General features: G+C 41.8%; 19 protein-coding genes. 14 read left to right on the top strand and 5 right to left on the bottom strand.

Going from position 1 to position 25,051, the window contains the following annotated elements; all coding sequences use genetic code 11:
* Window positions 1-35: 35 nt before the first annotated feature.
* From L0657_RS21725 to L0657_RS21705, 5 genes are all read left to right on the top strand, one after another.
* Window positions 36-1,712 (top strand): NAD(P)/FAD-dependent oxidoreductase, encoded by a 1,677-nt coding sequence (locus L0657_RS21725; protein WP_235152869.1) that lies wholly within the window; start codon window positions 36-38, stop codon window positions 1,710-1,712.
* A gap of 255 nt (window positions 1,713-1,967) precedes the next feature.
* Window positions 1,968-3,125 carry a zinc-dependent alcohol dehydrogenase gene (locus L0657_RS21720; RefSeq protein ID WP_235152868.1) on the top strand — a complete coding sequence of 386 codons (1,158 nt, stop codon included), beginning with the start codon at window positions 1,968-1,970 and terminating at the stop codon, window positions 3,123-3,125.
* 219 nt (window positions 3,126-3,344) lie between these two features.
* On the top strand, window positions 3,345-4,460 hold the full coding sequence (locus L0657_RS21715) for an alpha/beta hydrolase (protein WP_235152867.1): 1,116 nt from the start codon (window positions 3,345-3,347) through the stop codon (window positions 4,458-4,460).
* 264 nt (window positions 4,461-4,724) lie between these two features.
* The gene (locus L0657_RS21710; RefSeq protein WP_235152866.1) at window positions 4,725-5,276 is read left to right on the top strand and encodes a ferritin-like domain-containing protein; all 552 of its coding nucleotides are present in this window, start codon (window positions 4,725-4,727) and stop codon (window positions 5,274-5,276) included.
* Between the two features lie 25 nt (window positions 5,277-5,301).
* Window positions 5,302-7,488 carry a catalase gene (locus L0657_RS21705; RefSeq protein WP_235152865.1) on the top strand — a complete coding sequence of 729 codons (2,187 nt, stop codon included), beginning with the start codon at window positions 5,302-5,304 and terminating at the stop codon, window positions 7,486-7,488.
* Window positions 7,489-7,866: 378 nt separating this feature from the next.
* Here L0657_RS21705 and L0657_RS21700 read toward each other — a convergent pair whose 3' ends face one another.
* Both L0657_RS21700 and L0657_RS21695 read right to left on the bottom strand, forming a co-directional pair.
* Window positions 7,867-8,943 (bottom strand): glycosyltransferase, encoded by a 1,077-nt coding sequence (locus L0657_RS21700; protein ID WP_235152864.1) that lies wholly within the window; start codon window positions 8,941-8,943, stop codon window positions 7,867-7,869.
* The gene (locus tag L0657_RS21695; protein ID WP_235152863.1) at window positions 8,933-10,030 is read right to left on the bottom strand and encodes a glycosyltransferase; all 1,098 of its coding nucleotides are present in this window, start codon (window positions 10,028-10,030) and stop codon (window positions 8,933-8,935) included. Before L0657_RS21695 ends, L0657_RS21700 begins: the two co-directional genes overlap by 11 nt.
* 550 nt (window positions 10,031-10,580) lie before the next feature.
* On the opposite strand from L0657_RS21695, the gene L0657_RS21690 reads away from it, so the two are divergent.
* Window positions 10,581-10,964 (top strand): YtxH domain-containing protein, encoded by a 384-nt coding sequence (locus tag L0657_RS21690; RefSeq protein WP_235152862.1) that lies wholly within the window; start codon window positions 10,581-10,583, stop codon window positions 10,962-10,964.
* Between the two features lie 37 nt (window positions 10,965-11,001).
* Here L0657_RS21690 and L0657_RS21685 read toward each other — a convergent pair whose 3' ends face one another.
* Complete coding sequence (locus tag L0657_RS21685; RefSeq protein ID WP_235152861.1) at window positions 11,002-12,069, bottom strand: SDR family oxidoreductase; 1,068 nt, start codon at window positions 12,067-12,069, stop codon at window positions 11,002-11,004.
* A 249-nt stretch (window positions 12,070-12,318) separates the two neighbouring features.
* Between L0657_RS21685 and L0657_RS21680 the strand changes: the two genes are divergently transcribed.
* The 4 genes from L0657_RS21680 (at window position 12,319) to L0657_RS21665 (ending at window position 17,244) form a co-directional block, all read left to right on the top strand.
* Entirely contained in the window at window positions 12,319-12,900 is a 582-nt protein-coding gene (locus L0657_RS21680; RefSeq protein ID WP_235152860.1) for a Crp/Fnr family transcriptional regulator, read from the top strand.
* Window positions 12,901-13,383: 483 nt separating this feature from the next.
* On the top strand, window positions 13,384-14,391 hold the full coding sequence (locus L0657_RS21675) for an ABC transporter transmembrane domain-containing protein (RefSeq protein WP_235152859.1): 1,008 nt from the start codon (window positions 13,384-13,386) through the stop codon (window positions 14,389-14,391).
* Window positions 14,381-15,742 (top strand): HlyD family secretion protein, encoded by a 1,362-nt coding sequence (locus tag L0657_RS21670; RefSeq protein WP_235152858.1) that lies wholly within the window; start codon window positions 14,381-14,383, stop codon window positions 15,740-15,742. The genes L0657_RS21675 and L0657_RS21670 overlap by 11 nt, the downstream gene beginning before the upstream one ends.
* A gap of 29 nt (window positions 15,743-15,771) precedes the next feature.
* A complete protein-coding gene (locus L0657_RS21665; RefSeq protein ID WP_235152857.1) occupies window positions 15,772-17,244 on the top strand; it encodes a TolC family protein in 1,473 nt (490 codons plus the stop codon).
* Between the two features lie 112 nt (window positions 17,245-17,356).
* On the opposite strand, the gene L0657_RS27955 is transcribed toward L0657_RS21665, so the two are convergent.
* Together L0657_RS27955 and L0657_RS21660 are read right to left on the bottom strand one after the other, a co-directional pair.
* Window positions 17,357-17,485 (bottom strand): hypothetical protein, encoded by a 129-nt coding sequence (locus L0657_RS27955; protein WP_255718092.1) that lies wholly within the window; start codon window positions 17,483-17,485, stop codon window positions 17,357-17,359.
* Between the two features lie 142 nt (window positions 17,486-17,627).
* Window positions 17,628-18,077, bottom strand: coding sequence for a hypothetical protein (locus L0657_RS21660; protein WP_235152856.1), 450 nt, complete (start codon window positions 18,075-18,077; stop codon window positions 17,628-17,630).
* A gap of 517 nt (window positions 18,078-18,594) precedes the next feature.
* Between L0657_RS21660 and L0657_RS21655 the strand changes: the two genes are divergently transcribed.
* The 4 genes from L0657_RS21655 to L0657_RS21640 all read left to right on the top strand — a co-directional run bounded on the left by L0657_RS21655 (window position 18,595) and on the right by L0657_RS21640 (window position 24,914).
* A complete protein-coding gene (locus L0657_RS21655) occupies window positions 18,595-19,020 on the top strand; it encodes a hypothetical protein (RefSeq protein ID WP_235152855.1) in 426 nt (141 codons plus the stop codon).
* Window positions 19,021-19,177: 157 nt separating this feature from the next.
* Complete coding sequence (locus tag L0657_RS21650; protein ID WP_235152854.1) at window positions 19,178-20,260, top strand: efflux RND transporter periplasmic adaptor subunit; 1,083 nt, start codon at window positions 19,178-19,180, stop codon at window positions 20,258-20,260.
* Between the two features lie 24 nt (window positions 20,261-20,284).
* A complete protein-coding gene (locus L0657_RS21645) occupies window positions 20,285-23,491 on the top strand; it encodes an efflux RND transporter permease subunit (protein WP_235152853.1) in 3,207 nt (1,068 codons plus the stop codon).
* Complete coding sequence (locus L0657_RS21640) at window positions 23,481-24,914, top strand: TolC family protein (RefSeq protein ID WP_235153179.1); 1,434 nt, start codon at window positions 23,481-23,483, stop codon at window positions 24,912-24,914. The genes L0657_RS21645 and L0657_RS21640 overlap by 11 nt, the downstream gene beginning before the upstream one ends.
* Window positions 24,915-25,051 lie beyond the last annotated feature (137 nt).

The following is a 25,051-nucleotide window of genomic DNA, read 5'->3' as shown; positions in this document are numbered from 1 at the left end:
ATCCTGGCTGGCATTAAATTCGTATATAGCGTAATATGGAATTTGACACATTAATTATTGGATCTGGGGCAGGTGGACTTTCTGCGGCAATTTGTCTGGCTCGGAAGGGGCAAAAAGTGCTGGTACTTGAACAGCATAACGTTCCGGGCGGTTGGTGTCATAGTTTTTATATTAACGGACAGCGTTTTTCTCCCGGTGTACATTATCTGGGGCAACTTGGGAAAGATCAATCTACTGGCAAGCTCTATAAGGGTTTGGGTATAGCTAATGATCTTGTGTTTTTTGAAATGAACACAAGCGGATACGAACATTGCCGGATCGGTGTAGAAAGTGTAGATATTCCTGCTGGTTATGACGAAATGTATCGTGTGTTATCAGAACGTTTTCCCGAAGAAAAAAAAGGCCTGAAAAAATATTTAACCCTGATAAAAAATGTGAGTAGTCAGCTGGGAGCTATTTCAGAAATGAATGGTTTTATGGATCATCTGACAATTCCCTGGAAAACCAGACATTTAGGTAAATACGGTCTGTTCAGTTTGAAGCGGGTTATTGACTGGCATATAAAAAATCCTTTGCTCAAAAAGGTTCTCAACATTCAGTGCGGTGACCATGGGCTGCCGCCGGGAAAGGCCTGTTTTCCTTATCATGCCGCCGTGATGGACCATTATTCCAATGGCGGATTTTATCCCATGGGCGGCGGAGCAGCAATTGTTAAGGCCATGACAAAAGCCGTCAAAAAGCATGGAGGCCAAATACAGACAAGTAAAAATGTAAAGCGAATTTTGCTTTCAGGAGACAAAAAGAAGAAGGCGATCGGTGTGGAGCTTGCCGACGGAGAACGTATTTATGCCAAACGTATTATCTCCAATACAGATCCAGGTAAAACGTTTCTTGGCCTTGTGGGCGCGGATAACCTGAGCCCTAAACTGTTTAAGCAGCTTAGCAATACCAAATATTCGTGTACTTCCCTTATGCTGTTTTTAACTGTGAATATGGATGTCAGCAAAGCAGGTATGGATTCAGGTAATATTTGGCTTATGGCTGACAGGGATCCTGATGAAATTTATCACGAGCAGATGAGACCCGACCTGGACAGTTATGATGAGTTTAATAGTCTTTTTATCAGCTGCAGCACACTGAAAGATCCAACGAGTTACGACGGAACAAATCATACCATTGAAGTCATAACCCTTATTGGCCATGAGGCTTTTGATATTTTTAAAAGTGAAGGCGAAAGTCACTCAGTTGAATACTTTGCTTTGAAAGAACGGCTGACTGAAAAATTGCTTGATGGATTAGAAAGAGTTTTGCCGGACGTCCGAAATCATATTGTGCAAAAAGAATTAGGTACTCCGCTGACCAATATGTTTTATCTGGACTCAACGAATGGCTGCGTATATGGAACTGAGAAAAACTTCTGGCAGATAGGTGCTTTTTCTTTTAAACCTGAAAGTGAAATCGAGAACTTGTATTTGTGTGGAGCCAGCATACTTGCCAATGGAGTGGCTGGCGCGACATATTCAGGGGTTCAAACAGCTGCAAAGATTTTGGGGTGTGAGCAGGCGGACCTATTGATTCCTGAACCAGATCAGCAATTACGTGTCTATGACGCAGAAGATGATTCACAATATCCGGAATGGTTGCAAAAAAAGATCTCGCAAAAGAAAACGAAAGGTCTCAATCACGGCATTCAGGAAAATACTATTGATTGATTAGGCGATTACGCCGCTTTAATTTTCTAATGTTCTGCTGTTTTGAATTAAACTAATGATTTGAATTCGAAATTATTAGTAGCTCCATAGTGACCGATCATTTTACGTATATACCTACTAGTGTTCTGGTCCTGCACGTTGCGTGAAATACAAATCTCAATTCATCCACCGATTATTTCGGAGGCAAATGTACTGGCATAGTTATGTTAAACCAGGCACATCAAAAATCACTTCATCAACAAACAAAACATATTTATGAAAGCTGCAGTATTTCACAAACCTGGGGACATTAGCGTAGACAACGTACCGGATCCGCAGATTCTGGATCCGAGGGATATTATTTTAAAGGTTACTTCGACAGCCATCTGTGGTTCGGATTTGCACATTTTGAGCGGTGCTGTCCCTCAAAAAGACGATCTGGTTATGGGTCACGAGTTTATGGGAATAGTAGAGGAAACCGGCTCCGCGATAACAAATCTGAAGAAAGGCGACAGGGTGGTCGTTCCGTTTCCTATTGCTTGTGGAAAATGTTTTTTCTGCACTCATGAAGCATCACCCGCTTGTGAGAATTCCAATTACAAAAATTATGGCCCAGGTGGTAATTTATTAAATGAAAAAGGTGCGGCTCTTTTTGGGTATACGGACCTTTACGGAGGATATTCCGGTGGGCAGGCTCAGTATGTTCGCGTTCCTTACGCAGATGTAAGTCCGAGAATTGTCCCTGATAACATGACTGATGAGCAAGTTTTGTTCTTAACTGACATATTTCCAACGGGTTGGTCAGCGATAGATTGGGCTCAAATGAAGGGTGGGGAAGTTGTTGCAGTCTTTGGCTGTGGCCCTGTTGGATTAATGGCACAGAAAGCTGCCTGGCTGCATGGCGCAAGCCGGGTAATTGCGATTGATCCACTGGATTATCGTTTAGAAAAAGCAAAAAAAGTTAACAATGTCGATACGCTGAATCCTAATAAAGTTGATGTGGTTGAAGTGATTCGGCAGATGACTGGCGGACGAGGTGCTGACGTTTGTGTTGACGCCGTAGGTTTTGAACCGGAACGTAATCTAATTGATAAAGCCAAGGCAACCATCCATCTTGAAAAGGGTTCGATGAAGGTGCTCGATATGTGTTTTGAAGCAGTGAGAAGGATGGGAACAGTTTCTATTGTTGGCGTATATGGTTCGCCTTATGATAATTTTCCGTTGTTCCGGATTTTCGATAAGGGAATTACAATCAAACAGGGGCAGGCTCCGGTATTGAATTACATCGATCATTTGATCGATCTTGTCCGTGATGAAAAGGTAGTTCTTGATGATATTATCACGCATTCGATGCCATTGGAAGATGCTGCACTTGGCTACAAAATATTTGATGAAAAGCAGGATGATTGCGTTAAGGTAGTTCTAAAACCTTAAATTTTATTTTCCCGTTGCGAATTGCAACGGGAAAACTTATACGCATTAAATAGCAATAGATACAAATTAAGGTTACTCAAAGGTCACACTTGACAAATCTTCATCGCAACTACTCCCTTTAGTTGTATAATATTCTTTAATGCTATGATTTTCAAAGTATTGCACTGCTGGAATAATTGTTTATAACGCGCCTGTCAAATTTCATCATCCTACATTATCATGAAACAAAAATTCAAAATCCAGATAAGGATCGCCAACGGGTTATTCCTTTTCGTGATGGCAGGCGTTATTCTCTTTTCAAACGCGTGTACAGACCACAGCACCGAGCCAGTTGTTAACTTAAAACCAAAAACTCCGAAGCCGGAGTGGGCTCCCGACATTACCGATCAGATGTGGGTGGTTATCGAAAAACTGATTAGTTACCAGGATCCGCCTTTGCCAACGCTTACGCCTCAACGTGCCCGCATGAATCATACCGTTAAGGATGCCGTGATGGACCTTCTGGCTGAAAACAACATAACTCCCAAATTGCCAATGGTGGATACTTCCGGCGTCAAAATTGCTGTGTATGATGGAGTAATACATGCCCGGATTTATAAACCAAAAACCGGAACAGGGCCCTTTCCTGTAATCGTCTATTATCATGGTGGTGGATGGGTTATTGCAAATATCGATGTTTATGATGCTTCTGCGCGGGCATTATCTGAAAAGGTAGGTGCAATTGTCGTTTCGGTTGGATATAGGAAAGGTCCAGAGTATAAATTTCCGACCGCTCACAATGATGCTTATCAGGCTTATGGCTGGGTTGTGAAAAATATAGGTGGCATGAATGGCGATACGAGCAAAATAGGAGTGGCCGGGGAAAGTGCCGGAGGAAATCTTGCTGCTAACGTAAGTATTATGGCCAGAGACAAAGGAGAAAGAATGCCTAAGCACCAGCTTTTGGTTTATCCTGTCGCGGCTTCTGATACTAATACGGCCTCGTATATTAAATATTCAAATGCAAAACCGCTTGACAAACCTTCGATCAAATGGTTTCTCATGCATTATCTGAACGACGTTCCGAAAGAGTCAAAGGATACAAGAATCTCTATCGTAGATGCTGATCTAAAAAATCTGCCGCCGACTACAATCATCTCTGCGCAAATTGATCCGCTTGAAACGGAGGGAAATACGCTGAAAGAAAAACTGGAAGCTGCAGGGGTGAAGGTGACGAGAAAATTGTATCAGGGAACGACACATGAATTTTTTGGAACGGATGCACTGGTACCCGAGGCAAAGGAAGCCCAGGACTATGCAGCGTCAGAATTCAGAACTTCGTTTAAAATGAAGTAATGTAAGTTTTTCCATAAATTTCAAGAGCGTAGTTGCGCAGGAAAATAAGCAGGTTTGTCTGACATTAGAATGTGATTTATCAATTTGAATCTGCTGTGATATAGTTTTCAATTCTATAATTCTACATCGTTGCATCCTCACTCGATTTATTCGAAAGGATGCAACGATTGTGTTTTGCTGCCATACCGACAGACACATTTAAGTCATTTAATGGCGACTGGTATATATTTTGATAACATACATAAACACTTAATCAATTAACTAATGGAAAACGCAAGCGGCACTGAGCCGAAATTCAAAACGAAAACATCAGCTGGTGCTGAGCCAGCATTGATGGAGCTTTTTTTAGACGGTATCCGTGACATTTACTGGGCCGAAAACCACCTGGTTAAAGCGCTGCCCAAAATGATCCAGGCGGCAACTTCCGGGAAGTTAAGTGCGGCAATTGAGGAGCATCTTACTCAAACCGCAGGCCATGTCAAAAGACTGGAACAAGTCTTCGAACTACTGGGAGAAAAAGCTATTGCAAAAAAATGCGATGCCATGGAAGGAATTTCCAAAGAGGCTGAAGGAATCGTTGAAAGTACAGATGCAGGAACAGCTACCCGCGATGTTGGAATAATCCTGGCTTCTCAAAAGGTTGAGCATTATGAAATCGCCAGTTATGGAGGGCTTGCGCAATTAGCGGTAACATTAGGTTTAGACGATGTTGCAGAAATTTTGAACACAACCTTGGCTGAGGAAAAAAAAGCAGATGCTTTACTGACTGAAATCGCTGAAAACGAAGTGAATTACAAAGCAGCAGACGAAGCGTAATATTAAACAAACTGAAAAAATTTTCATGGCGACCAATAAAGAAATAAAACAGGACGAACAACCGGACAATGATAAAATCGTTGACCTGAACGCAGATAAAGTTGATGCCACTGGAACCCTGATGACTACAAATCATGGGGTTAGAATAAATGACGATCAGAATTCACTAAAAGCAGGTGACCGCGGTTCTGCTCTTTTAGAGGATTTTATTTTAAGAGAAAAAATTACGCATTTTGACCACGAGCGCATTCCTGAAAGGGTTGTACACGCCCGTGGTTCAGGAGCACATGGTGTCTTTAAATTATACGAGTCTCAGTCGGCACTGACCAAAGCTCAGTTTTTGAATGATACCTCAATTGAGACACCTGTATTTGTCAGGTTTTCGACGGTTGCCGGTTCACGCGGATCTACGGATTTGGCCAGAGATGTGCGAGGATTTGCAGTGAAATTTTACACTGATGAAGGAAACTTTGACCTGGTAGGTAATAACATGCCAGTATTCTTTATTCAGGATGCTATCAAATTTCCTGATTTGATTCATGCTGTAAAGCCAGAGCCGGATAATGAGATTCCTCAGGCTGCATCGGCTCATGATACATTTTGGGATTTTATCTCTCTGACGCCTGAGTCTGCACACATGATTATGTGGGCGATGAGCGATCGGGCACTGCCGAGAAGTTATCGGATGATGGAAGGTTTTGGTGTGCATACCTTCCGTTTTATCAATGCAGAAGGTGTATCCAGTTTTGTTAAATTCCATTGGAAGCCTCTTTTGGGTGTTCACTCTGTGGCTTGGGATGAAGCACAAAATATTTCAGGTAAGGATCCTGATTATCATAGAAGAGATTTATGGGATGCGATAGAAAGCGGCAATTTCCCCGAGTGGGAACTTGGTGTGCAGATCGTTTCCGAGGAGGACGAATTCAAATTTGATTTTGATCTTCTTGACTCGACTAAACTTATTCCGGAAGAACTCGTACCTGTGCAACGCATAGGAAAAATGACGCTGAACCGTAACCCGGATAATTTCTTTGCTGAAACTGAACAGGTTGCTTATCATATCGGACACGTTGTTGCCGGAATTGATTTTACAAATGATCCTCTTTTACAGGGAAGATTGTTTTCATATACAGATACACAGCTTATTCGTTTAGGTGGACCTAATTTCCAGCAGATTCCTATTAACCGGCCATTGAATCCGGTTCGTAACAATCAGCGGGATGGCTATATGCGCCAAACGATTGACAAAGGCAAATCGAGTTACAACCCAAATACATTAGGAAATGGTTTCCCTGCTCAGGCAAAGGCTTCAGAAGGTGGCTTCACAAGCTATCCTGAGCGCATCGAAGCTAGAAAAGTGCGGGCAAGAAGCAAAAGCTTCCTGGATCATTTCAGCCAGGCAAAACTATTTCTCGACAGCCAGTCTGATCCCGAAAGAAACCATATTGTAGACGCATTCAGTTTTGAGCTTGGAAAAGTTAAAACAGTAGCGATACGTGAGCGTATGCTTGGTATTTTGTCGTTAATTGATTCTGGCCTTGCCGCTGAGGTCGCGTTTGCACTCCGACTTCCGGTACCTCAGGATCCGGCTTTGCCTTTGAATCATAGCATTCCGGCAGACGGAGATCCTGCTGATTATGATCCTACAATTGTAAGAAGCAGCGTTGCGATTTCATCTGCATTGAGTATGGCTGGAACTGTTAAAGACAGTATCAAAACAAGAAAGATTGCCATACTTGCAGCCGATGGCGTTGATGAGATTTCCTTGACAACTGTCAAAGATGCGTTGATGGCAGCCGGTGCAGTGGTTGAAGTTATTGCGCCGCGCTTAAACTATATTATTGCAGAAAGTGACGCTCAGATTGTTGTTGATCACAGCTTTTTAACGGCAGCTTCTGTGCTCTATGATGCAGTTTATGTTCCGGCAGGGACAAACAGTGTGGCTACGCTTGAAGCGGAAGCTGATGCCATCCACTTCCTAAATGAAGCATTCAAGCATTGCAAGGCAATTGCTGCTGATAAAGCTGCGATCCAGGTGCTTGAAGCAACCTATTTTAGCAGTAAACTTCCTGACGATTATTCAGAAGAAACAGTTCTTAGAGAGGGTGTTGTTGTAGTTGATGATGTCGAAGAACTGGCAGATAAATTTATTCTGGCGATTGCGCAGCACCGTTTTTGGGAGCGTGAAAAACCAAGAAAAATTCCAGCATAATCTTTTAAGTATAATTTAAAAACCGCCTGGGTCTTACCCGGGCGGTTTTGTATTTATGCCTGGAAGAACAAAAAAGATAAAAATCAGTTTGCCGGATATACTGATCAGGAAAGCCTCCAATAAGATTTTTTGGATGATGATTGTATTTCTGCAAAGAAAATGATCAGGCTATATTCGCAAGGATTTGCTTTATATTATCGCAGCTATAATCCGCGGCTGAGTCATTTCGAAAATATCAATATCAATTCAAGATTATTTTTTGGAAAATGCGGCATTAGATAAATAAGATTGAAAATCCACCTCTGATCCTGACATTTTTAAGCAATTAGAGTTTCTACAAAGCAAGATATGCGGTAAAAGCTAAAATTTCCAGATAAATTAAGTGTTACCAAAAAGTTGATTCCCTAGTATAACAAGTTCCTCGCAAATCTTTTCAGGAGCCTGCTGATTTATTACACCATTCCACCGATCGGATGGCAGGCGCTTTGCCTGAGATACGAGTTCTTCCCAATCTGCCTCCATGATTTGATGCGGATGAACGACAATGGCCATTTTATTGTCTTGCAGCAATTTTGCTTTTGCAAATTGCTCGTTGAATGGCCGCGTTTCAGGTATACAAATAAAATATTTATTCAGATCAGCCATTTCCATGACCGTATTGTGGCCTGCATTTCCTATAATTACCTCATAGGTTCGAAGTTGCTCCAACGGATCCTGAACGGAGCCAAGTATATGGACATTGTCAGGAAGATCCAATTCTTCATGTCCTGCCAGAGAACCGATCACATGTATCTTACTGCTTTTACATGCTTCCGCAAGTCGCCGAACAAACGGCAGTCCCAGTGAGGTTCCGCCCATGCCCGTCATCACGCCAATTGATCCGGGAATTGGATTTACTTCCCCGGCATTTGAACATATGCCAGTATACCTGGAAAAACCTCCCGAAAAATATGTTTTCTTGTCCACCCATTCATTCGCTGACGGATTCATTAAATCCCGGGTACATGGCGCAAGCAGCATACGGGCACTTTGATAAGCATTCAGGTGTGCAAGGTCATTTCGATCACCATTCTGACGAATCACAACGGTTGGAATGCTCGTAAGTGCTGCCAGTAGTGCAATTTCAACAGATACGTCTACGATGAGTAGTACCGGAAAGAGCCCGTTCAAACTTACCGTGATTTTAGCAGTTCTCTCAGCCGCAGATTTTAAATTAATGGGTACGTAATGCAAAAAATCCACATCCGCAGTAAAAGCAATCTTATCAACTTCGCTTATCATATCACCCGGTAGCTCAATGCACTGGATATAATCCGGGACAACTTCTTTGTAGCGAGCCAATCCGCTTCCTAAAAATGATACGGTTCCTTTGGGCAGATTCCTTGCAATTGCTACCGAACGCATCAAATGGCCAGATCCATGGTGATGTATATAAAACGCGTAATTATATGACATTGAATTTCATTCCTTTTTGCTTATTATTCTGTACTGCTGCCTGCAAGACATACTCGTACTGATCGGTCATTTTCTCCACATCAAAATAATGTTCTGCCCGGTCACGGCAATCTTTCCGGCTAAGTCTGGTAGCTTGAACTATACATTCCGCCAGTTGATCAATATCTTCACCCTGAGATAAGCTTCCGGTTGATTTGGATAATAAATCAGGCAAAGCTCCGCGTGAAATTCCCGCCACAGGGGTGCCACAGGCAAGCGATTCGGCAACCACCAGCCCGAAAGGTTCGTCCCAGCAAGGTGTGATTAAGCAGGCCTGGGCATTGCCAATTAATTCATTGAGCCTGCTCTGATCGCAGTGGCCTATTAGTTCAATGTTATCATCTACAAGCGGTAAAATGACTTCTTCATAATAAAATGTGTCGCTGATTGCGCCAGCAATTTTTAATTTTTTACCCGCAGCTTTGGCAGCCTGAATGGCCAGATGTAAACCTTTGTCCGGATGAATTCTTCCAAACCAGAAGATATAATCGCCATCACTTTCCGGATAATATTGCCAGGTTTTTAGGTCAATACCGTTCGGGATAACTTCACAATCAGGTGCATAATTTTTCCAGTTCTCAGCATTCGATTTCGAGACAGAAATATATTTTATGTTACCGAAAGACTGCTCATGTCGGATTGCATTTTTTAATTCGAAGATAGGCGGCGTATGCAAAACAGTTACCATGGGCGCCTTCACCAGTGCAGACATCATGATCGGCACATAATTCAGGCTGTTATTAAAAATTACGTCAAGCTGATCGCTGTCAATATCCTGCATCATTTCTACATATGCATGATGTGTCGTAATAAATTCAGTGCTCAGTTCTCGCGAATTGAATCGTGACGAGGTAATGGGTTTGTGGTCAGACTCACAAAGGATTGGTTTTACATTTAAAATGGGGTCGGAGGATGCGCAGGCATATAGTAGAACGTCGTGCCCACGCGCCAGTAAGCGCTGGCAGATATCATAAGTGAATGCTTCAAGGCCGCCCATAAATGGTTTTGAGATAGGATATTTCAAGTGTGCAATAATTCCGATTTTCATGCTTATTAGGGTATAAGGTTTAGATCAAATATTTAAGCTTTCAAACACAAGTATTGCGGCTTGACTTGTCAATCAAGGATTTATAATTATTGTGCCTTCAAAAATCTGGGGAATAATGTGGAGAAGTTGATCTGTGTTGACTAAGGAAAAAGTTATGCTGTATTAATTTTGATATATGCCTTCAATAGAAATTTAGCTATGCAGGAATTAGTACCTTAGGTTATGGACTTCTTGTAAAAAAATTGACTGCGAAAAGCTAATTTATCAAATTAAAAATATCGGTGGTTCTGGAAAGGTTAACTACAAAAATTATTCGTTCGCTGATGGCACGAATAGAATTGCCAATGTGGAATTTCCCGAGCTAGCTACCATTTTTCGAGGCTCAATTGTAGATGAATAAGCAACATGCAAAATTATTTCCCCACCGATCAGATCTACGTTCTCTTTTGTAGCTGAGGTTTATAATGATTTATTGATGGCATTTTGGCATTCTGTTTTACCGTGGCACGGATTTATAGATAGCTTAAAGCTCACAACAAAACAAAAAGCTATGAGATCATATCACGAAGATGATGAAACGAATGAGTCCGAAGGTGCAGGTTTTGCTACCGGGTTATTATTAGGAGCTGTGATTGGAGCAATTGCTGCAATACTTTATGCTCCAAAATCAGGGCAGGAAATTCGTCAGGAATTAAAGGATCTGGCGGACCAAAAAACGGATGATCTTAAAAACCAGTGGGCTAAAACGAAAGATATGGCCACAGGATTAGTAGATAACGTGAAAGAAAAAGTGGACACAGCGGCTAACAGAGCGAGCAATTCTGTTGATACTTATGCTGATAAAGCAATTGATACGGTAATTTCCGTAGCTGATAAGGCAAAAGGTACCGTTGATAAATTCAAAACATCAGACGGATATTCTGAGGGATTATAAGAAAGTAGGGCATGTGTGAGCATGCCCTTTTCTTTTCTTATGGTATCAGATTTTCCGACCGCAATCTTTGGAATAAGTCAAAAAAGGAATCTCTTGTGTCCTGATATATTGTAAAGCCCAACTTGCGGCTTTTGGACATATCTGTCATCACTTCCATCGGGCGGCCCAGATCAAGATCAGTGTGCCAGGCAGACGCTAGTCGATTAATCTCATTTTCTCTTAAATTGTACTTCCCAGCAATCTCCTTCCAGTTATTACTATCATTTTCCATATCCAATTCCAGTGGATGAATAGTCCCATCAAAACCGACTGCCTCAATTTCGAACCACTTTGCTATCTGCTCCCACAACCATTTCCAGCGAAATATATCGCCATTAGCAATGTTGAAGGCTTCGTTGTGAGCCGCATCTGTGGTTGCAGCCCATATCATATGCTCGGCAAGAATCTTTGCATCTGTAACATCTGATAATCCATTCCATTGCTCTGCAGATCCCGGAAAGTGGAAAGGCCTCCCGGTAATTTTGCAAATCGAGGCGTAAACAGCCAGTGTCGTGCCCATATTCATCAAATTGCCGACTGCTTTTCCAATTACAGAATGTGGTCTGTGAATGCTCCAAGTAAATCCGTCACGTTCCGATGCGGCATAAACTTCGTCTTCCTGTGCATAATAGAAATTTTCCAGGTCAAGTCTCGGATGTTCCTCGCGGACAGGTGTTTCTGGTAATGTGCCGGTCTTAGCGTATGCCTCAAATGGCCCCAAATAGTGTTTTAATCCTGTTACGAGCGCCACATGCTGAATCGATTTTTTCTCAGAAAGTACTTCCAGTAAATTTCGGATCATAGCGCTGTTAACCCTGATATTTTCAGCTTCGGTATCCTGTCGCATCCATGTCGTGAAAAAAACATGGGTTGGCGCAACATCAGCTAGCTTTGTTACCAAATCTTCCGGATTTAGAAGGTCAGCTGCAACAGGAATAAGACCGGCTATATTATCTTGGGGATTGCGGGCGAGACCATAGGTAATCCATCCTTTTTCAATTAATTTTTCTGCGAGGTTGCTTCCGGTTATACCAGTTGCTCCAACCACCAATGCAATATTTGACATAGTATTTTTATTAGTTAAAGTTTATAAACGGCCAGGTTTAGTTATCGATAATTTAGTTAACGATCGTAACAAAACATTATCTGTATTACACTTGCCAGTGGTACAAAATTACCAGGTTGGAATGTCCTGCGGAATGATGTGTATCAACCCGGGTACTTGATCCAAATCAAGAGGTCATTGGCGGATTAATTATTCATTACTGTCACCCGGAAAAATTATCTTTGCGAATAGTAAAAAAACGTTCCAATTATGATCGATGTACTTTTTAGCCACATCCAGGAAAAAGTAACGCTGACAAACGATGAGAAAGAGACAATTAAAACATTTTTCGTTTCGAAAAGACTGAGGAAAAGACAGTATTTATTGCAGGAAGGCGATGTATGTAAATACTTAACTTTTATAGCATCAGGGCTGCTACGAACCTATAATGTGGATGAGAAGGGCATTGAGCATATGAGTGTTTTTGGTTGGGAAGGCTGGTGGCTGTCAGATTTTAGTAGTTTTTTGACTGGAAAACCGGCAATCTATAATATTGACGCCATTGAAGATTCGGAGTTGCTGCAAATCTCGCGGCAGGATTATGAAGATATAACAATTGCCGTCCCGATCATGGACAGATATTTTCGCATACTTTATCAAAACAGCATCGTGACGAAAGAGCGACGTCTGATGAGTTCTAACACCCATACCGCCGAAGAAAAGTATGTTGAACTAGCGGAATCAAACCCAAAGATGATTGAACGCGTACCGCAAAACCTCGTTGCTTCTTACCTGGGTATCGCCCCGGAAACGCTGAGCCGAATCAAAAAGAATTTGGCAAGTCGAAAATAATTATCACTTTTTGCAGGTATATTTGAAAAAAAAGATTCACCGTCAGTTAAACACTCAGGAGAATCAGATACTTATTGGAAAAATATTTTTGATTTTTAATCACTTTCAAAAAAATGATCGTTTGTACTACGAAGAATTGCCTTTGACACTGTCATTCAGTGTGGCATACATTTTTCATAATTTTCCAATTAGTCAAACACCTTTATAATAACTCCTATTTCAGAATGCAAAATTTGTACGAAAGTGATACCCTGGGTGCTAAGAATTTTTTGATGGCATATCTGCCTCTCATCTTTATGAAATGAACACCATTTCCCCCTCCATTCCAAGTTTGATCAGTTATTAGAAAGATTCTAATCTCATTCTTAACCGATTCTCATGAATTGGCCACAATTTTGTGCCGGAGATAAGCTTTATTGAGTGAATTGATCCAAATTTGGTAAAAAACAGTGTTCGAATTTTAAGGTTTAACCCATCATTTTAATGAAGAAAAAACACAAAGCTGATGCGCCAACCCCATGGCAAAGGCTTCTTGGTATGCTCTACGTAGAGCGCACGACCATCAATTATATCTTTGTTTACGCCATTTTGATCGGCCTGATCGGCCTGACGTTACCACTGGGTACAACCGCGGTTTTTAACTTTCTGTCGAACGGCGCGCTATACAGCTCGACGTATATTTTAATAGGGGTTGTTCTGCTGGGTGTTGCCGTAGGAGGTATGATGCTGATCGGGCAGCTCACCCTTGTTGAGATGATTGAGCAGAAAATATTTGCAAAAGCAACTGTGGAATTTGCCTATCGTTTTCCGAGAATAAAAAGGAAAGAGTTTGAAGGAGAGAACCCTGCGGAACTTGTAAACCGTTTTTTTGATGTGATCACAATTCAGAAAGGGCTTACGAAATTGCTTGTGGATGTCGTTGCTGCGGCCGTGCAGATTTTCTTTGCAGCCATCCTGCTTTCATTTTATCACCCAATATTTATGGTTTTCGGAATTCTAACCGTTATGGTCATTGTTTTGATGCTTTTCTTTTTTTACAAAATCGGCGTTAAAACAAGTATTAAGGAATCGGAATATAAATATGAAGTTGTGGCGTACCTTGAAAATGTAGCATCCAACCTTGATGAGTACAGAAACATTCCAGGAAAACTTGCGGAGGTAATTTTCAAGACCGACAAGATAACTGCTAATTATCTGAAAGCCCGAAATGATCATTTCAAGATTCTGAGAAAGTTTTTTGCGAGCTCAGTAGCTTTGAGGACAGTATTAATGGGCGGTCTCTTGCTCCTGGGTTCTTATTATGTGGTCGAACGTCAGATGACGCTTGGTCAGTTTGTGGCGGCTGAGGTAATTATTGTACAAATTAGCTATGCTGTGGAAAAATTTATGACAAGTCTTAATACAATCTTTGATATGGTTACAGGAAGTGAAAAACTAGCCGCTGTGACAGATCTGGAATTAGAAGAAAGTGAGGTGAACCATGATTTCTGAAACTAAAAATTATTTTGAAGAGGGAAAGTGGGAAGAGTTAGGAACACTTTCCAGTCGGGAAATTCTGGTTACGCGCGGACAACGTCTTTTAGGAAGGATCATGTTGATTCTACTTTTGATCTTCCTTCTGGGATTGTTTCTTCCCTGGCGACAAACCATTCCGGGTCGTGGAGTAGTGACTGCGTTACGGCCTGAAGACCGGCCTCAGACAGTACAGAATCAGATTGGGGGAAGAATAGAACATTGGGCTGTTCGGGAAGGGCAAAAAGTGAATGTGGGTGATACCATATTGATCATTTCGGAAACCAGTCAATCCTATTTTGATCCTCAATTGCCACTTCGATTACAGGAGCAGTTGGCGGCGAAGGTAGGTAGCGAGGACGCAGCTACACAACGAATGCGGGCAACCGCCGACCAGATCCGTGCGATGGAGAAAGCGCTTCAGTTGCAATTAACTTCTGCCCGGAATAAGGTGAAGCAGGCGGAAAATAATGTTGATATAGATAGCGCTGATCTGGTTGCAGTTCAGAAATTTTATGAAATCAGCAAATCCAGACTGGCACGTTATGAGGCAGGTTACCTGAATGGTTTATTTTCTCTGACCGATATCGAGTCACGCAGATTGAAGTTGCAGGAGGATAATGCGAAGGTGATTAGTCAGCAAAACAAGTTGAATAATTCGAAACAATCGTTGCTGAATGCCCGGATAGAACTTGACAATATTGAGGCGCAGTATGAGCAGTCGGTTGCCAAGGCGCAATCTGACCTGAGCTCTGCTTTTTCCAGCAAAGTTGGGGCGCAGGGAGAAATATCCAAACTCCGAAACGAGATATCGAATACGCAGATCCGTCGTGGATTGTACGTGGTCAGAGCGCCGCAAAGTGGGTATGTTGTTAAAACATTAAAGGCTGGTATCGGTGAAAACATTAAGGAAGGGGAGTCTATTGCAACGCTTCAGCCGGAAAAACCTCTTGTTGCAGCAGAAATTTACGTGGATGCGATGGACGTCCCGTTGATTCTGAACAATAGCGAAGTTAGGCTGCAGTTTGAAGGATGGCCGTCTGTACAATTTTCAGGGTGGCCATCGGTAGCTGTTGGAACATTCTCTGGACGGGTTTCCGTGATTGACCTTGTGAGCAGCCAAGGCGGCAAATATCGTTTGCTCGTCAGACCAACCAGCCCTGTTCCTGAAAATGACGAGCCTTGGCCTATACAGCTGAGACAAGGCTCAGGTGTTTACGGTCGGGTAATCCTTCGAACGGTTCCTATCTGGTATGAAATATGGCGGCAGCTGAACGGCTTTCCGCCAAGTCTAGAGGGTGAACCTAAGACAGGGGGAGTCGCGAAATGAGTTTAGTAGAGATTTTAAAATTGCTTAAAATGAAGCATTTGCATAATAAAACATTTGCTATTTATCTGTTTATTATGCTGTTAGCGTCCTGTGCCAAAAGTTTCGCGCAGCAGAATATGATCAGCGACACGAGTAAAGTATTTGAATTAAAAGATCTGGAAGAAATTGTTTTTTTTAATCATCCTATCGTAAAACAGGCAGCATTGCTTAGCGAAGAGGCCAGGGCAAAAGTGATGCAGGCATGGGGCGGTTTCGATCCGGCTATCAAAAGTCATTTTGGGAGAAAAGATTTTGGTAACACCGAGTATTATAACAACTGGTCTAATGAGCTTAAAGTCCCGCTTTGGCTTGGCGGTGCAGATTTGAAGATTGGCTACGACCGGTTTGTCGGTAAATATACAAATCCTGAAACCCAAACCAGTACTGCCGGATTGTCCGGGATCGGGTTGGCCATTCCCATTGGTCAGGGCTTTTTTATTGATGCAAGAAGAAACACGTTGCGACAATCAAAAGTGATGGTCAACTATGCCGAAGCTGAACAAATTAAACAAATAAACAAAGTTTGGTTTGACGCAGTAAAAGATTACTGGAACTGGTTTTATGCACATCGTCAGTATGCGCTGGTGCGGGAAGGTGCAGAGCTGGCTTTTAGACGATTTGAAGCGGTGAAAAATCAGACGTTACTCGGAGATAAGCCGCCGATAGATTCCGTTGAGGCCGTGATTACGTATCAGGAGCGTAGTTTACAACTTGAAAAAATAAAAGTAGAGCTTATTAATACCCGCCTGATTCTGTCAAATCATTTGTGGAGCAACAGGGGAGAACCTATGGAACTTCCGGAATATTCCATTCCTCAGAATCCTGTTGAAAGAATAACCGGCTCTGACAGAACGCAGATTGATACATTGCTAGCCAATGCCGCGAGTCAGCATCCGGAGATATTAATGCTGAAAAGTAAAGCTTTGCAGCTTGAATTGGAACGAAACTATCGTAGGGAATTATTAAAACCTAAGTTGAGTGTGAGCGCGTCGTTACTGACTAGTCGCAATGCTTTTGGCCCTCAGGTTGCGGATAGTTATCAGTTGCAATGGAGTAATTACAAAATGGGTGTGGACTTTGCATTTCCTTTGTTTTTAAGGGAACAACGCGGAAAACTACGGGAGGTGAAAGTGAAACAACAGTCGTTAAATTTTGATTTGCAGCAAACTGGCAGGGAAATTAATACCAGTATTATGAACTCCTATAACAAGCTGTTAGCCTATGAATCACAGCTTATTATACAGGCCCGGAGTGTAGAGAATCAGTTGATTTTGGTAAACGGTGAGCTTGCAAAATTTGATCTTGGCGAAAGCACGCTCTTTTTAATCAATAGCCGGGAAACAAAGCTTATTGATATGAGAATTAAAATGGCTGAATTAGTGACCGACTATCAAAAAGCGGTTGCAGAGCTATATTATGTGGCCGGAACCTCGCAAAATAATACCCAGATCGTTAGGGAATAATTGAGAAAAATACGTGAATTTAGATAGCGAGCAGACATACGATATTTATAAAAAGAAACAGGCACCAGAAATATTCTGATGCCTGTTTCTTTTTTTAGATGCTTGAAATTTCTTATACAGGCAGATCATTTTCTTTTTTACCTTCAACCAATAACCGTTTGTTTAACTTATTATTAAACGATTGCAAATACGCAAAAATAACAACTCCGGTAACGACGCCTAATCCGATTATCTTTTTCATAAGTTCTATATTTTCCTGGATGAATAATGCTTTAATATATTGTTTACAAAAATAGTACCAGCAACGTATCGGGTTATAGATTACCTGCAAATCATGCTGAATAAGCAGCAAGGCTTTCTATATTCGATGAATTATAAGAACTTCACTCCATTGGAGCAATGATTTTCCGCAAAACCACCTGCTCAGTTTTTAGAATTTTTCTTCCTTTTTTGACTCTGCCTTCTGTTTTAGCAAGCTTAATAACATCACCTTGGAAACGAACGAGATAAGGGGTTTTGTTCTTTTTAATTTTTCCTATGTTCAGATTGTTTTCTTGCAGTTGAAAAGGTAATTTCTCTGAGTGCTTACCAAAGTCTTGTGAAACTATTACCGTATTATTTTCTGCAAACTCGAAAAATTTCTCCTCAGGTTTGTAGACCTCTTCATTCTCACTAATCACTTTTCCGTCAGATTTTTCTACCTCAACTTTTGATATAACTGCCCATTTTCCCTTCAATGGAAAGCTGCGGGTACTGTCGGCAGATTGGCAAATACCACTGAGACTTTGAAACAAAAGCACTAAAACAAAAAACGGTCCGGTATTTTTTAACATAATGGCGTGAAAAGAGTTTTTAAAGTATTAACGATCACTAAAAATTTGTGAATCCTGAATGCGCTAATCTGGGGTCAACAAGTCAACCACGTCTATACGGCGCGCTTTTACAGCTAGATTACTAAAATGATACCAGTTGATTTAACATTGGAACGTCAGATAGTAGTGATGCCGGCATACGTCAATCGTTTATACGCTCCGTTCTCCGTTGTCTCTCAGACTTAATGATATTTTATTCAACCTGTGATTTTGATAAAATTTTTTTTCAATTGCCTGAGATACAAATTGGTAATTCATATCAAAAATAACACGCGGAAATGTTCTGATGTGATACATGCAATATTGGTATGTTTATATTTAATCGATATTTTTTCACTTGATTTAACATTCCGGTAATATTTTAATTCAATTTTAATTTGGATTTAATACCGTACTAACGAACGACAGCGGTATTTGTAATCAAGTTTACGTGAGGACCTATTAATTTATCCCTCGTCTTGATAACGTGTTGCATCCGATGAAAAAGTTATTTAAAATTCTTTTACCTGTTTGTATTCTGCTTTTCGGTGGATATGTCCGTTTATCAGGACATCCTATGGCTGATTCCGGTCAAGATTCTTCTTTGGAAAACGACCATAGAACAGTTTCTGACCTGGTTACTTTTTATCAGGATTGTCATGAGCTTGTTATTAAGCCTGTTTCAACAGATCTGGAAAGAGAGAATGCTCTGAACCGCGCTGCAAAAGTGGAGGAAAAGGAGGATGAATTGCAGTCTTTCAGAAAACATCTTGATTTTAATGGTGACTTGCATGTTGCGTTCACCGCTCCAATGACTGGATTTTTTATTTACGACACGAAACGGTATTTATTTTCTTATAACAAATTTTCATATATCCCATCTTACAGTACGTTATTCCTCAGATTAGGAGTGCTCAGGATTTGATACCAACCAGCAGGCAGCGACCTGTCTTCAAGTTTCCCGTTTTTATTGCAAAGAAATTGCCGCAGTGAAATTCGTGAAACGACTCACCAGGAATGCGTCAATACGCATCAACTCAATTTAGAATTATCAAACTCATATTGTATAACTATCAAATGTCATGAAGAGAATTCTCATGGTCATCAGCTTGTGTGCGTTGTTGCTACATACGGGCTGTGAATCGAAAAAAGAAGAAAAGGAAGAAGAAGTGGATTACCTGGTTACCAGTCCTTTGCAAAAAGACACATTGGTTACCAAAGAGTATGTTGCTCAAATCCATGCCATCAGCCACATTGAGCTGAGAGCTCTTGAAAAAGGTTACCTTCAAAATATTTATGTAGATGAAGGTCAGGTCGTAAAAAAAGGACAATTAATGTTCAAAATTATGCCGATGATCTACGAAGCTGAAACACAAAAGGCTCAGGCTGAGGCCAATTTTGCTGAAATAGAATACAAAAATACAAAGTCACTGGCTGACAGTAATGTGGTATCAAAAAATGAGCTTGCCCTGGGTAAAGCTAAATTTGATAAGGCGAAAGCGGAATTAGGTTTGGCGAAAGCGCACCTTGGTTTTACTGACATCAGAGCTCCGTTCAGCGGTATTATGGATCATTTTCAGGGAAGACTTGGAAGTCTTGTAAATGAAGGCGATCTGCTTACCACGATATCTGACAACAGTAAAATGTGGGTTTATTACAACGTACCAGAGGCAGAATATCTCGATTATAAACAGAAGATAATCAAAGAAGGCGCACTCAAAGTTGAGCTTCTGATGGCAAATAACAAGATATTTGACTATCCTGGTTTGGTTGAAACGATAGAGGCCGACTTTAACAATGAGACTGGTAATATTGCTTTCAGAGCAACATTCCCGAATCCGAAAGGTCTTTTGAGACACGGCGAAACAGGTAATATTTTGGTGAAGTTGCCGATAAAAGATGCCCTGATCATTCCTCAGAAAGCGACTTTCGAAGTTTTAGAGAAGAAATATGTTTATGTGGTGGATAAGGACAATGTGATCCGTTCACGTGAAATTACTATTGAGGCTGAGCTTCCACACATTTTTGTCGTGAAATCTGGTTTGAAAACGAGTGACAAAATCCTTCTGGAAGGCTTGCGTCAGGTAAAGGAGAACGAAAAGATCCACTCCAAATTCGTAAAGCCTGATTCTGTTATCTCAAATTTAAATCTGTATGCCGAATAATCAGGCATCTAAAAAGTATAAGACATGTTCAATCAATTCATAAGAAGACCTGTTTTCGCTATTGTGATTTCGATCATGATCGTGTTTATAGGCATCCTGGCAATTGAGAAATTACCTATTTCTCAGTTCCCGGACATCGCCCCAACCACGGTTAACATATTTATCGCTTATCCTGGTGCGAGTGCGGATGTGTTAGTTAAATCTACACTGATTACGCTGGAACAAGCGATTAACGGTGTTCAGGATATGCGTTATATTGCTACGGATGCAACGAGTGCCGGTGAGGCCACGCTCAGGATAATCTTCGAGCCCGGGACCGACCCGAACGTTGCTGTTATTCGGGTCAAGACAAGGGTAGATCAGGTTATGCCGCTTTTGCCGGAATTAGTTCAAAGAGAAGGGGTTGTTATATCCCCTGTTCAGCCTAGTATGTTGATGTACGTTAACCTTTATTCGAAAGAAAAAAGTATTGACGAAAAATTCCTGTTCAACTACGCAACTGTTAAAATGATCCCTGAAATTCAGCGGACAAAGGGGATAGCGAGAGCGCAAATTTTAGGTAGCAGAAGATATGCTATGCGTCTTTGGTTAAATCCTGAACGTATGCGTGCCTACAATGTTTCGACAGAAGAAGTGATGAAGGCCGTTGGTGAACAAAGTATTGTTGGTCGCCCGGGTCGTATCGGACAAAGTTCTGGTATCGCCGCCCAATCTCTGGAATATGTGCTTACTTATAAGGGGCGATATGACAAGCCGGAAGAATATGAAAATATTATTATTCGGGCCAACTCTGCGGGGGAAAGTATTCACTTGAAGGATATTGCGAAAGTTGAGCTTGGAAGTGAGTTCTTCGATATTTATTCCAACCTGGATGGCCATCCTTCCGCAGCGATTGTTTTGAGGCAAAACTATGGCAGTAACGCCAGCGATGTAATCGAGGAAGTAAAGAAAAAGCTCGATGTAATGAAAGAGTCCTTTCCTCCGGGAGTGGATTACAAGATCAGTTATGACGTTTCTCAATTTTTGGATGCGTCAATTGAGCAGGTTATTGATACTTTGCGTGACGCATTTATCCTGGTGGCCCTCGTGGTTTTCGTATTCCTTGGCGACTGGCGTTCAACTTTGATCCCGATCCTTGCAGTTCCGGTATCGTTGATTGGCGCGTTCTTTGTCATACAGGGTTTCGGACTTTCCATTAACCTGATCACACTGTTTGCGCTTGTACTTGCCATTGGTATCGTAGTCGATGATGCGATTGTCGTCGTCGAGGCTGTCCATGCCAAGTTTGAGGAAGAACCCGGGATATCACCCTATAATGCAGTCAAGAAAGTGCTTTCTGAAATCAGTGGAGCGATTATCGCGATCACAGCCGTAATGGTTTCGGTTTTCCTTCCGATTTCATTTATGTCAGGTCCGGTTGGTACTTTCTACCGTCAGTTCTCGATCACTATGGCAAGTTCAATCGTTATTTCTGCCTTGATCGCCTTGACGCTTACGCCGGTACTTTGCGCTATGTTGCTTCAAAATCATCATGGACACGAAAAAAAGAAAAATATTCTTACCAAAGCGCTTGATAGTTTCAACCGAGTATTCGACAAACTGACTGGACGATATGTGAGCTTGCTTAAAAAGATTGTAAGCAGAAGAGTGGTTACCTGGGGTGTTTTGTTGGCGTTCTGCGCAGGAATTGTGTTTGTAAACAAAATTTTACCGGCAGGGTTTATTCCAAACGAAGATCAGAGCACGATTTACGCGATCATCCAGACACCTCCGGGTTCTACGCTTGAAAAAACCAACGAAGTTTCAAAACGCCTTCAGAAGATTTGTGAAGAGGTTGGTGGAATCGAATCAGTATCTTCTCTTGCAGGGTATGAGATTATGACAGAAGGTCGCGGTTCTAACGCTGGTACTTGTCTGATCAACTTAAAACCTTGGCATGACCGTGATAAAAATGTTAAGGAGATCATGGAAGAGCTTGAAACAAAAACACGTGGACTGGGTGCCGTGGTTGAATTTTTTGAGCCGCCAGCGATTCCTGGTTTTGGTACTTCCGGTGGTTTCTCTATGCGTTTGTTGGATAAAAACGCTGATACGGATTACAGTGAGTTCGATAAGGTCAACAAAAAGTTCATGGAAGATCTTGCCAAACGTCCTGAGCTGACAGGCTTGTTTACTTTCTTCGCTGCCAATTATCCGCAATATGAATTGAAGATTGATAATCAGCTTGCGATGCAAAAAGGCGTATCAATCGGAAAAGCGATGGATAACCTGAACATCATGATCGGTAGTACTTACGAACAAGGTTTTACCAGATTCAATCAGTTCTTCAAAGTATACGTGCAGTCAGATCCAAGTTTTAGAAGACTTCCATCTGATATTTTGAAACTTTTTGTAAAAAATGATGCAGGGGAAATGGTGCCTTACTCGTCATTCATGACACTCAAAAAAGGTCAGGGTCCCAACGAGATTACCCGTTTCAATTTATATAATTCTGCCGCGATTCAAGGTCTTCCGGCAAAAGGATATACCACTGCCGACGCGATACAGGCAATTCGCGAAGTGTCAGCGAAAACTTTACCAAAAGGATATGACATTGCTTTTGAAGGTCTTTCTTATGACGAATCGATTCGTGGCAATGAATCGCTAGTTGTATTCGTGATCGTATTAGCCTTCGTATACTTTGTGTTGGCAGCGCAGTATGAAAGTTTCATCATTCCGTTTGCGGTAGTGCTATCGCTTCCGGTTGGGGTGTTTGGTTCATTCTTGCTTTTGAAATTGATGGGCTTGGAAAACAATATTTATGCACAGATAGGTCTGATCATGCTCGTCGGGTTGTTAGGTAAAAACGCCGTACTAATCGTCGAGTTTGCCGTCCAGAAGCGGTCGCAGGGCGAAACGATCCTGAATGCAGCCATCGAAGGAGCGAAGGTGCGTTTCCGTCCGATCCTTATGACTTCCTTCGCATTTGTTGCGGGTTTGATTCCGTTGATTAGCGCCACCGGTGCAGGAGCAATCGGAAACCGGACCATTGGTGCTTCGGCTATGGGTGGTATGTTGTTCGGGACTATTTTCGGGGTAGTCATTATCCCGGGACTGTATTTCATATTTGGAACTTTGGCCGATGGTAGAAAAATGATCAAAGATGAAGAGGACGGCTCGTTATCTGAGCAGTTTGTTCACGCAATCGATGCTTTCCCTCAAACTAACGAACACCGTAATGATGCGCAATAAGAGAATTTTAAATTGGGTCGGGGTCACCTTAATTGCTCTGACCTATACCGGATGCAGCGTCCCGGCTCTGGTCCAGAAAAATGAAAATAAAGTTGTTCCTGTGAGCTATAAAGGCTCGCAGGACTCGACTAACAGCGGAAAAGCCAGTTGGAGAGTATTTTTTACAGACTCATCACTGACTGCGTTGATTGACACTGCATTGTTAAATAATCAGGAATTGAATATTACGATGCAGGAAATCGAGATTTCGAAAAACGAAGTGATGGCCAGAAAAGGGGAGTATCGTCCGTTTGTCACCCTTGGCGGCGCAGCTGGTGTTGAAAAGGCATCACGTTATACGCTTCCGGGAGCGACGGAGGAAATTACCGAAATTAAACCCGGTAAAAGAACGCCTGATCCTTTGACAGATTTTCGTTTCGGAGCTTCTGCTACCTGGGAGGTCGATATCTGGCACAAGCTGCGGAATGCGAAAAAGGCAGCGGTATCCCGTTATCTTTCTTCGGTGGAAGGTAAAAACTTCATGATGACAAACATCGTTTCGGAAATCGCTAATAATTATTATGAATTGTTAGCGCTCGACAGTCAGCTTGAAATTTTGCAGCGCAATATTGAGATTCAGAGCAATGCTTTGAGAATTGTGAAAATGGAAAAGGAAGCGACAAAGGTGACCGAACTTGCCGTTCGCAGGTTTCAGGCGCAGGTTTTGAATACGCAAAATCTTCAATATGATATCAAACAGCGGATTGTTGAAGCCGAGAACAGGATTAATTTTCTGGTAGGTCGATATCCTCAGCCTGTTGCAAGGACGCATCAAAACTTCGAGACTTTGCTTCCCACGATCGTGCAGGCAGGAATTCCAACGCAGCTACTGGAAAATCGACCCGATGTCAGACAAGCTGAGAATGATCTCGCTGCAGCGAAACTTGATGTGCAGGTGGCTAAGGCTAACTTTTATCCGCGTCTTGGTATCACAGCTGTTCTTGGTCTGCAATCGTTCAGTCCGATTTATCTGGCAAAAGCGCCTAAGTCCATTATATCGTCCATTGCGGGAGATCTGGCCGGTCCTTTGATCAATAAAAACATGATTAAAGCAACATATTACAGCGCCAACGCGAAGCAGATTCAGGCGGTTTACAATTACCAACGTACGGTACTTAATGCTTATATCGAAGTAATAAACCAACTGTCAAGAATCGATAATCTTGAAAAAAGTTATGACTTGAAAAAGAGCGAAGTGGAAGCGTTGACTGAATCGATCAATATTTCTAACCGTCTTTTTGCATCAGCAAGAGCAGATTATATGGAAGTATTGCTGACTCAGCGCGATGCGCTTGAATCCAGATTCGACCTGGTAGAAACAAAGATGAACCAGATGAACGCAACGGTAGCTATCTATCGTGCGCTCGGCGGTGGATGGAGATAGTTAGAATTCGTTTTGGCTTAGATTATTTTAAAATAATAGAATGAGTAACCTCAAAAGACTTCGGTTTTTGCGGTTGCTCATTTTGCTTTATTACAAAAGTTAAAAGCGAAATCTGGAAAAATCAGTCTGGAACTGGA

It is taken from the genome of Dyadobacter sp. CY345 (assembly GCF_021502725.1).
In the GTDB taxonomy this organism is placed as follows: Bacteria; Bacteroidota; Bacteroidia; order Cytophagales; family Spirosomataceae; genus Dyadobacter.
Note: the sequence above shows the minus strand (reverse complement) of the source record. Positions and strands in the feature narration are given on the sequence as shown.

What these genes read in the sequence shown, in the direction of transcription:
- L0657_RS21665 (WP_235152857.1), top strand. Translation starts at nt 15,772, where the DNA reads ATGAAGCATTTGCATAATAAAACATTTGCTATTTATCTGTTTATTATG.
- L0657_RS21695 (WP_235152863.1), bottom strand. Translation starts at nt 10,030, where the DNA reads ATGAAAATCGGAATTATTGCACACTTGAAATATCCTATCTCAAAACCA.
- L0657_RS21680 (WP_235152860.1), top strand. Translation starts at nt 12,319, where the DNA reads ATGATCGATGTACTTTTTAGCCACATCCAGGAAAAAGTAACGCTGACA.
- L0657_RS21725 (WP_235152869.1), top strand. Translation starts at nt 36, where the DNA reads ATGGAATTTGACACATTAATTATTGGATCTGGGGCAGGTGGACTTTCT.
- L0657_RS21690 (WP_235152862.1), top strand. Translation starts at nt 10,581, where the DNA reads ATGAGATCATATCACGAAGATGATGAAACGAATGAGTCCGAAGGTGCA.
- L0657_RS21655 (WP_235152855.1), top strand. Translation starts at nt 18,595, where the DNA reads ATGAAAAAGTTATTTAAAATTCTTTTACCTGTTTGTATTCTGCTTTTC.
- L0657_RS21720 (WP_235152868.1), top strand. Translation starts at nt 1,968, where the DNA reads ATGAAAGCTGCAGTATTTCACAAACCTGGGGACATTAGCGTAGACAAC.
- L0657_RS21645 (WP_235152853.1), top strand. Translation starts at nt 20,285, where the DNA reads ATGTTCAATCAATTCATAAGAAGACCTGTTTTCGCTATTGTGATTTCG.
- L0657_RS27955 (WP_255718092.1), bottom strand. Translation starts at nt 17,485, where the DNA reads ATGAAAAAGATAATCGGATTAGGCGTCGTTACCGGAGTTGTTATTTTT.
- L0657_RS21660 (WP_235152856.1), bottom strand. Translation starts at nt 18,077, where the DNA reads ATGTTAAAAAATACCGGACCGTTTTTTGTTTTAGTGCTTTTGTTTCAA.
- L0657_RS21700 (WP_235152864.1), bottom strand. Translation starts at nt 8,943, where the DNA reads ATGTCATATAATTACGCGTTTTATATACATCACCATGGATCTGGCCAT.
- L0657_RS21710 (WP_235152866.1), top strand. Translation starts at nt 4,725, where the DNA reads ATGGAAAACGCAAGCGGCACTGAGCCGAAATTCAAAACGAAAACATCA.
- L0657_RS21650 (WP_235152854.1), top strand. Translation starts at nt 19,178, where the DNA reads ATGAAGAGAATTCTCATGGTCATCAGCTTGTGTGCGTTGTTGCTACAT.
- L0657_RS21675 (WP_235152859.1), top strand. Translation starts at nt 13,384, where the DNA reads ATGAAGAAAAAACACAAAGCTGATGCGCCAACCCCATGGCAAAGGCTT.
- L0657_RS21640 (WP_235153179.1), top strand. Translation starts at nt 23,481, where the DNA reads ATGCGCAATAAGAGAATTTTAAATTGGGTCGGGGTCACCTTAATTGCT.
- L0657_RS21685 (WP_235152861.1), bottom strand. Translation starts at nt 12,069, where the DNA reads ATGTCAAATATTGCATTGGTGGTTGGAGCAACTGGTATAACCGGAAGC.
- L0657_RS21705 (WP_235152865.1), top strand. Translation starts at nt 5,302, where the DNA reads ATGGCGACCAATAAAGAAATAAAACAGGACGAACAACCGGACAATGAT.
- L0657_RS21670 (WP_235152858.1), top strand. Translation starts at nt 14,381, where the DNA reads ATGATTTCTGAAACTAAAAATTATTTTGAAGAGGGAAAGTGGGAAGAG.
- L0657_RS21715 (WP_235152867.1), top strand. Translation starts at nt 3,345, where the DNA reads ATGAAACAAAAATTCAAAATCCAGATAAGGATCGCCAACGGGTTATTC.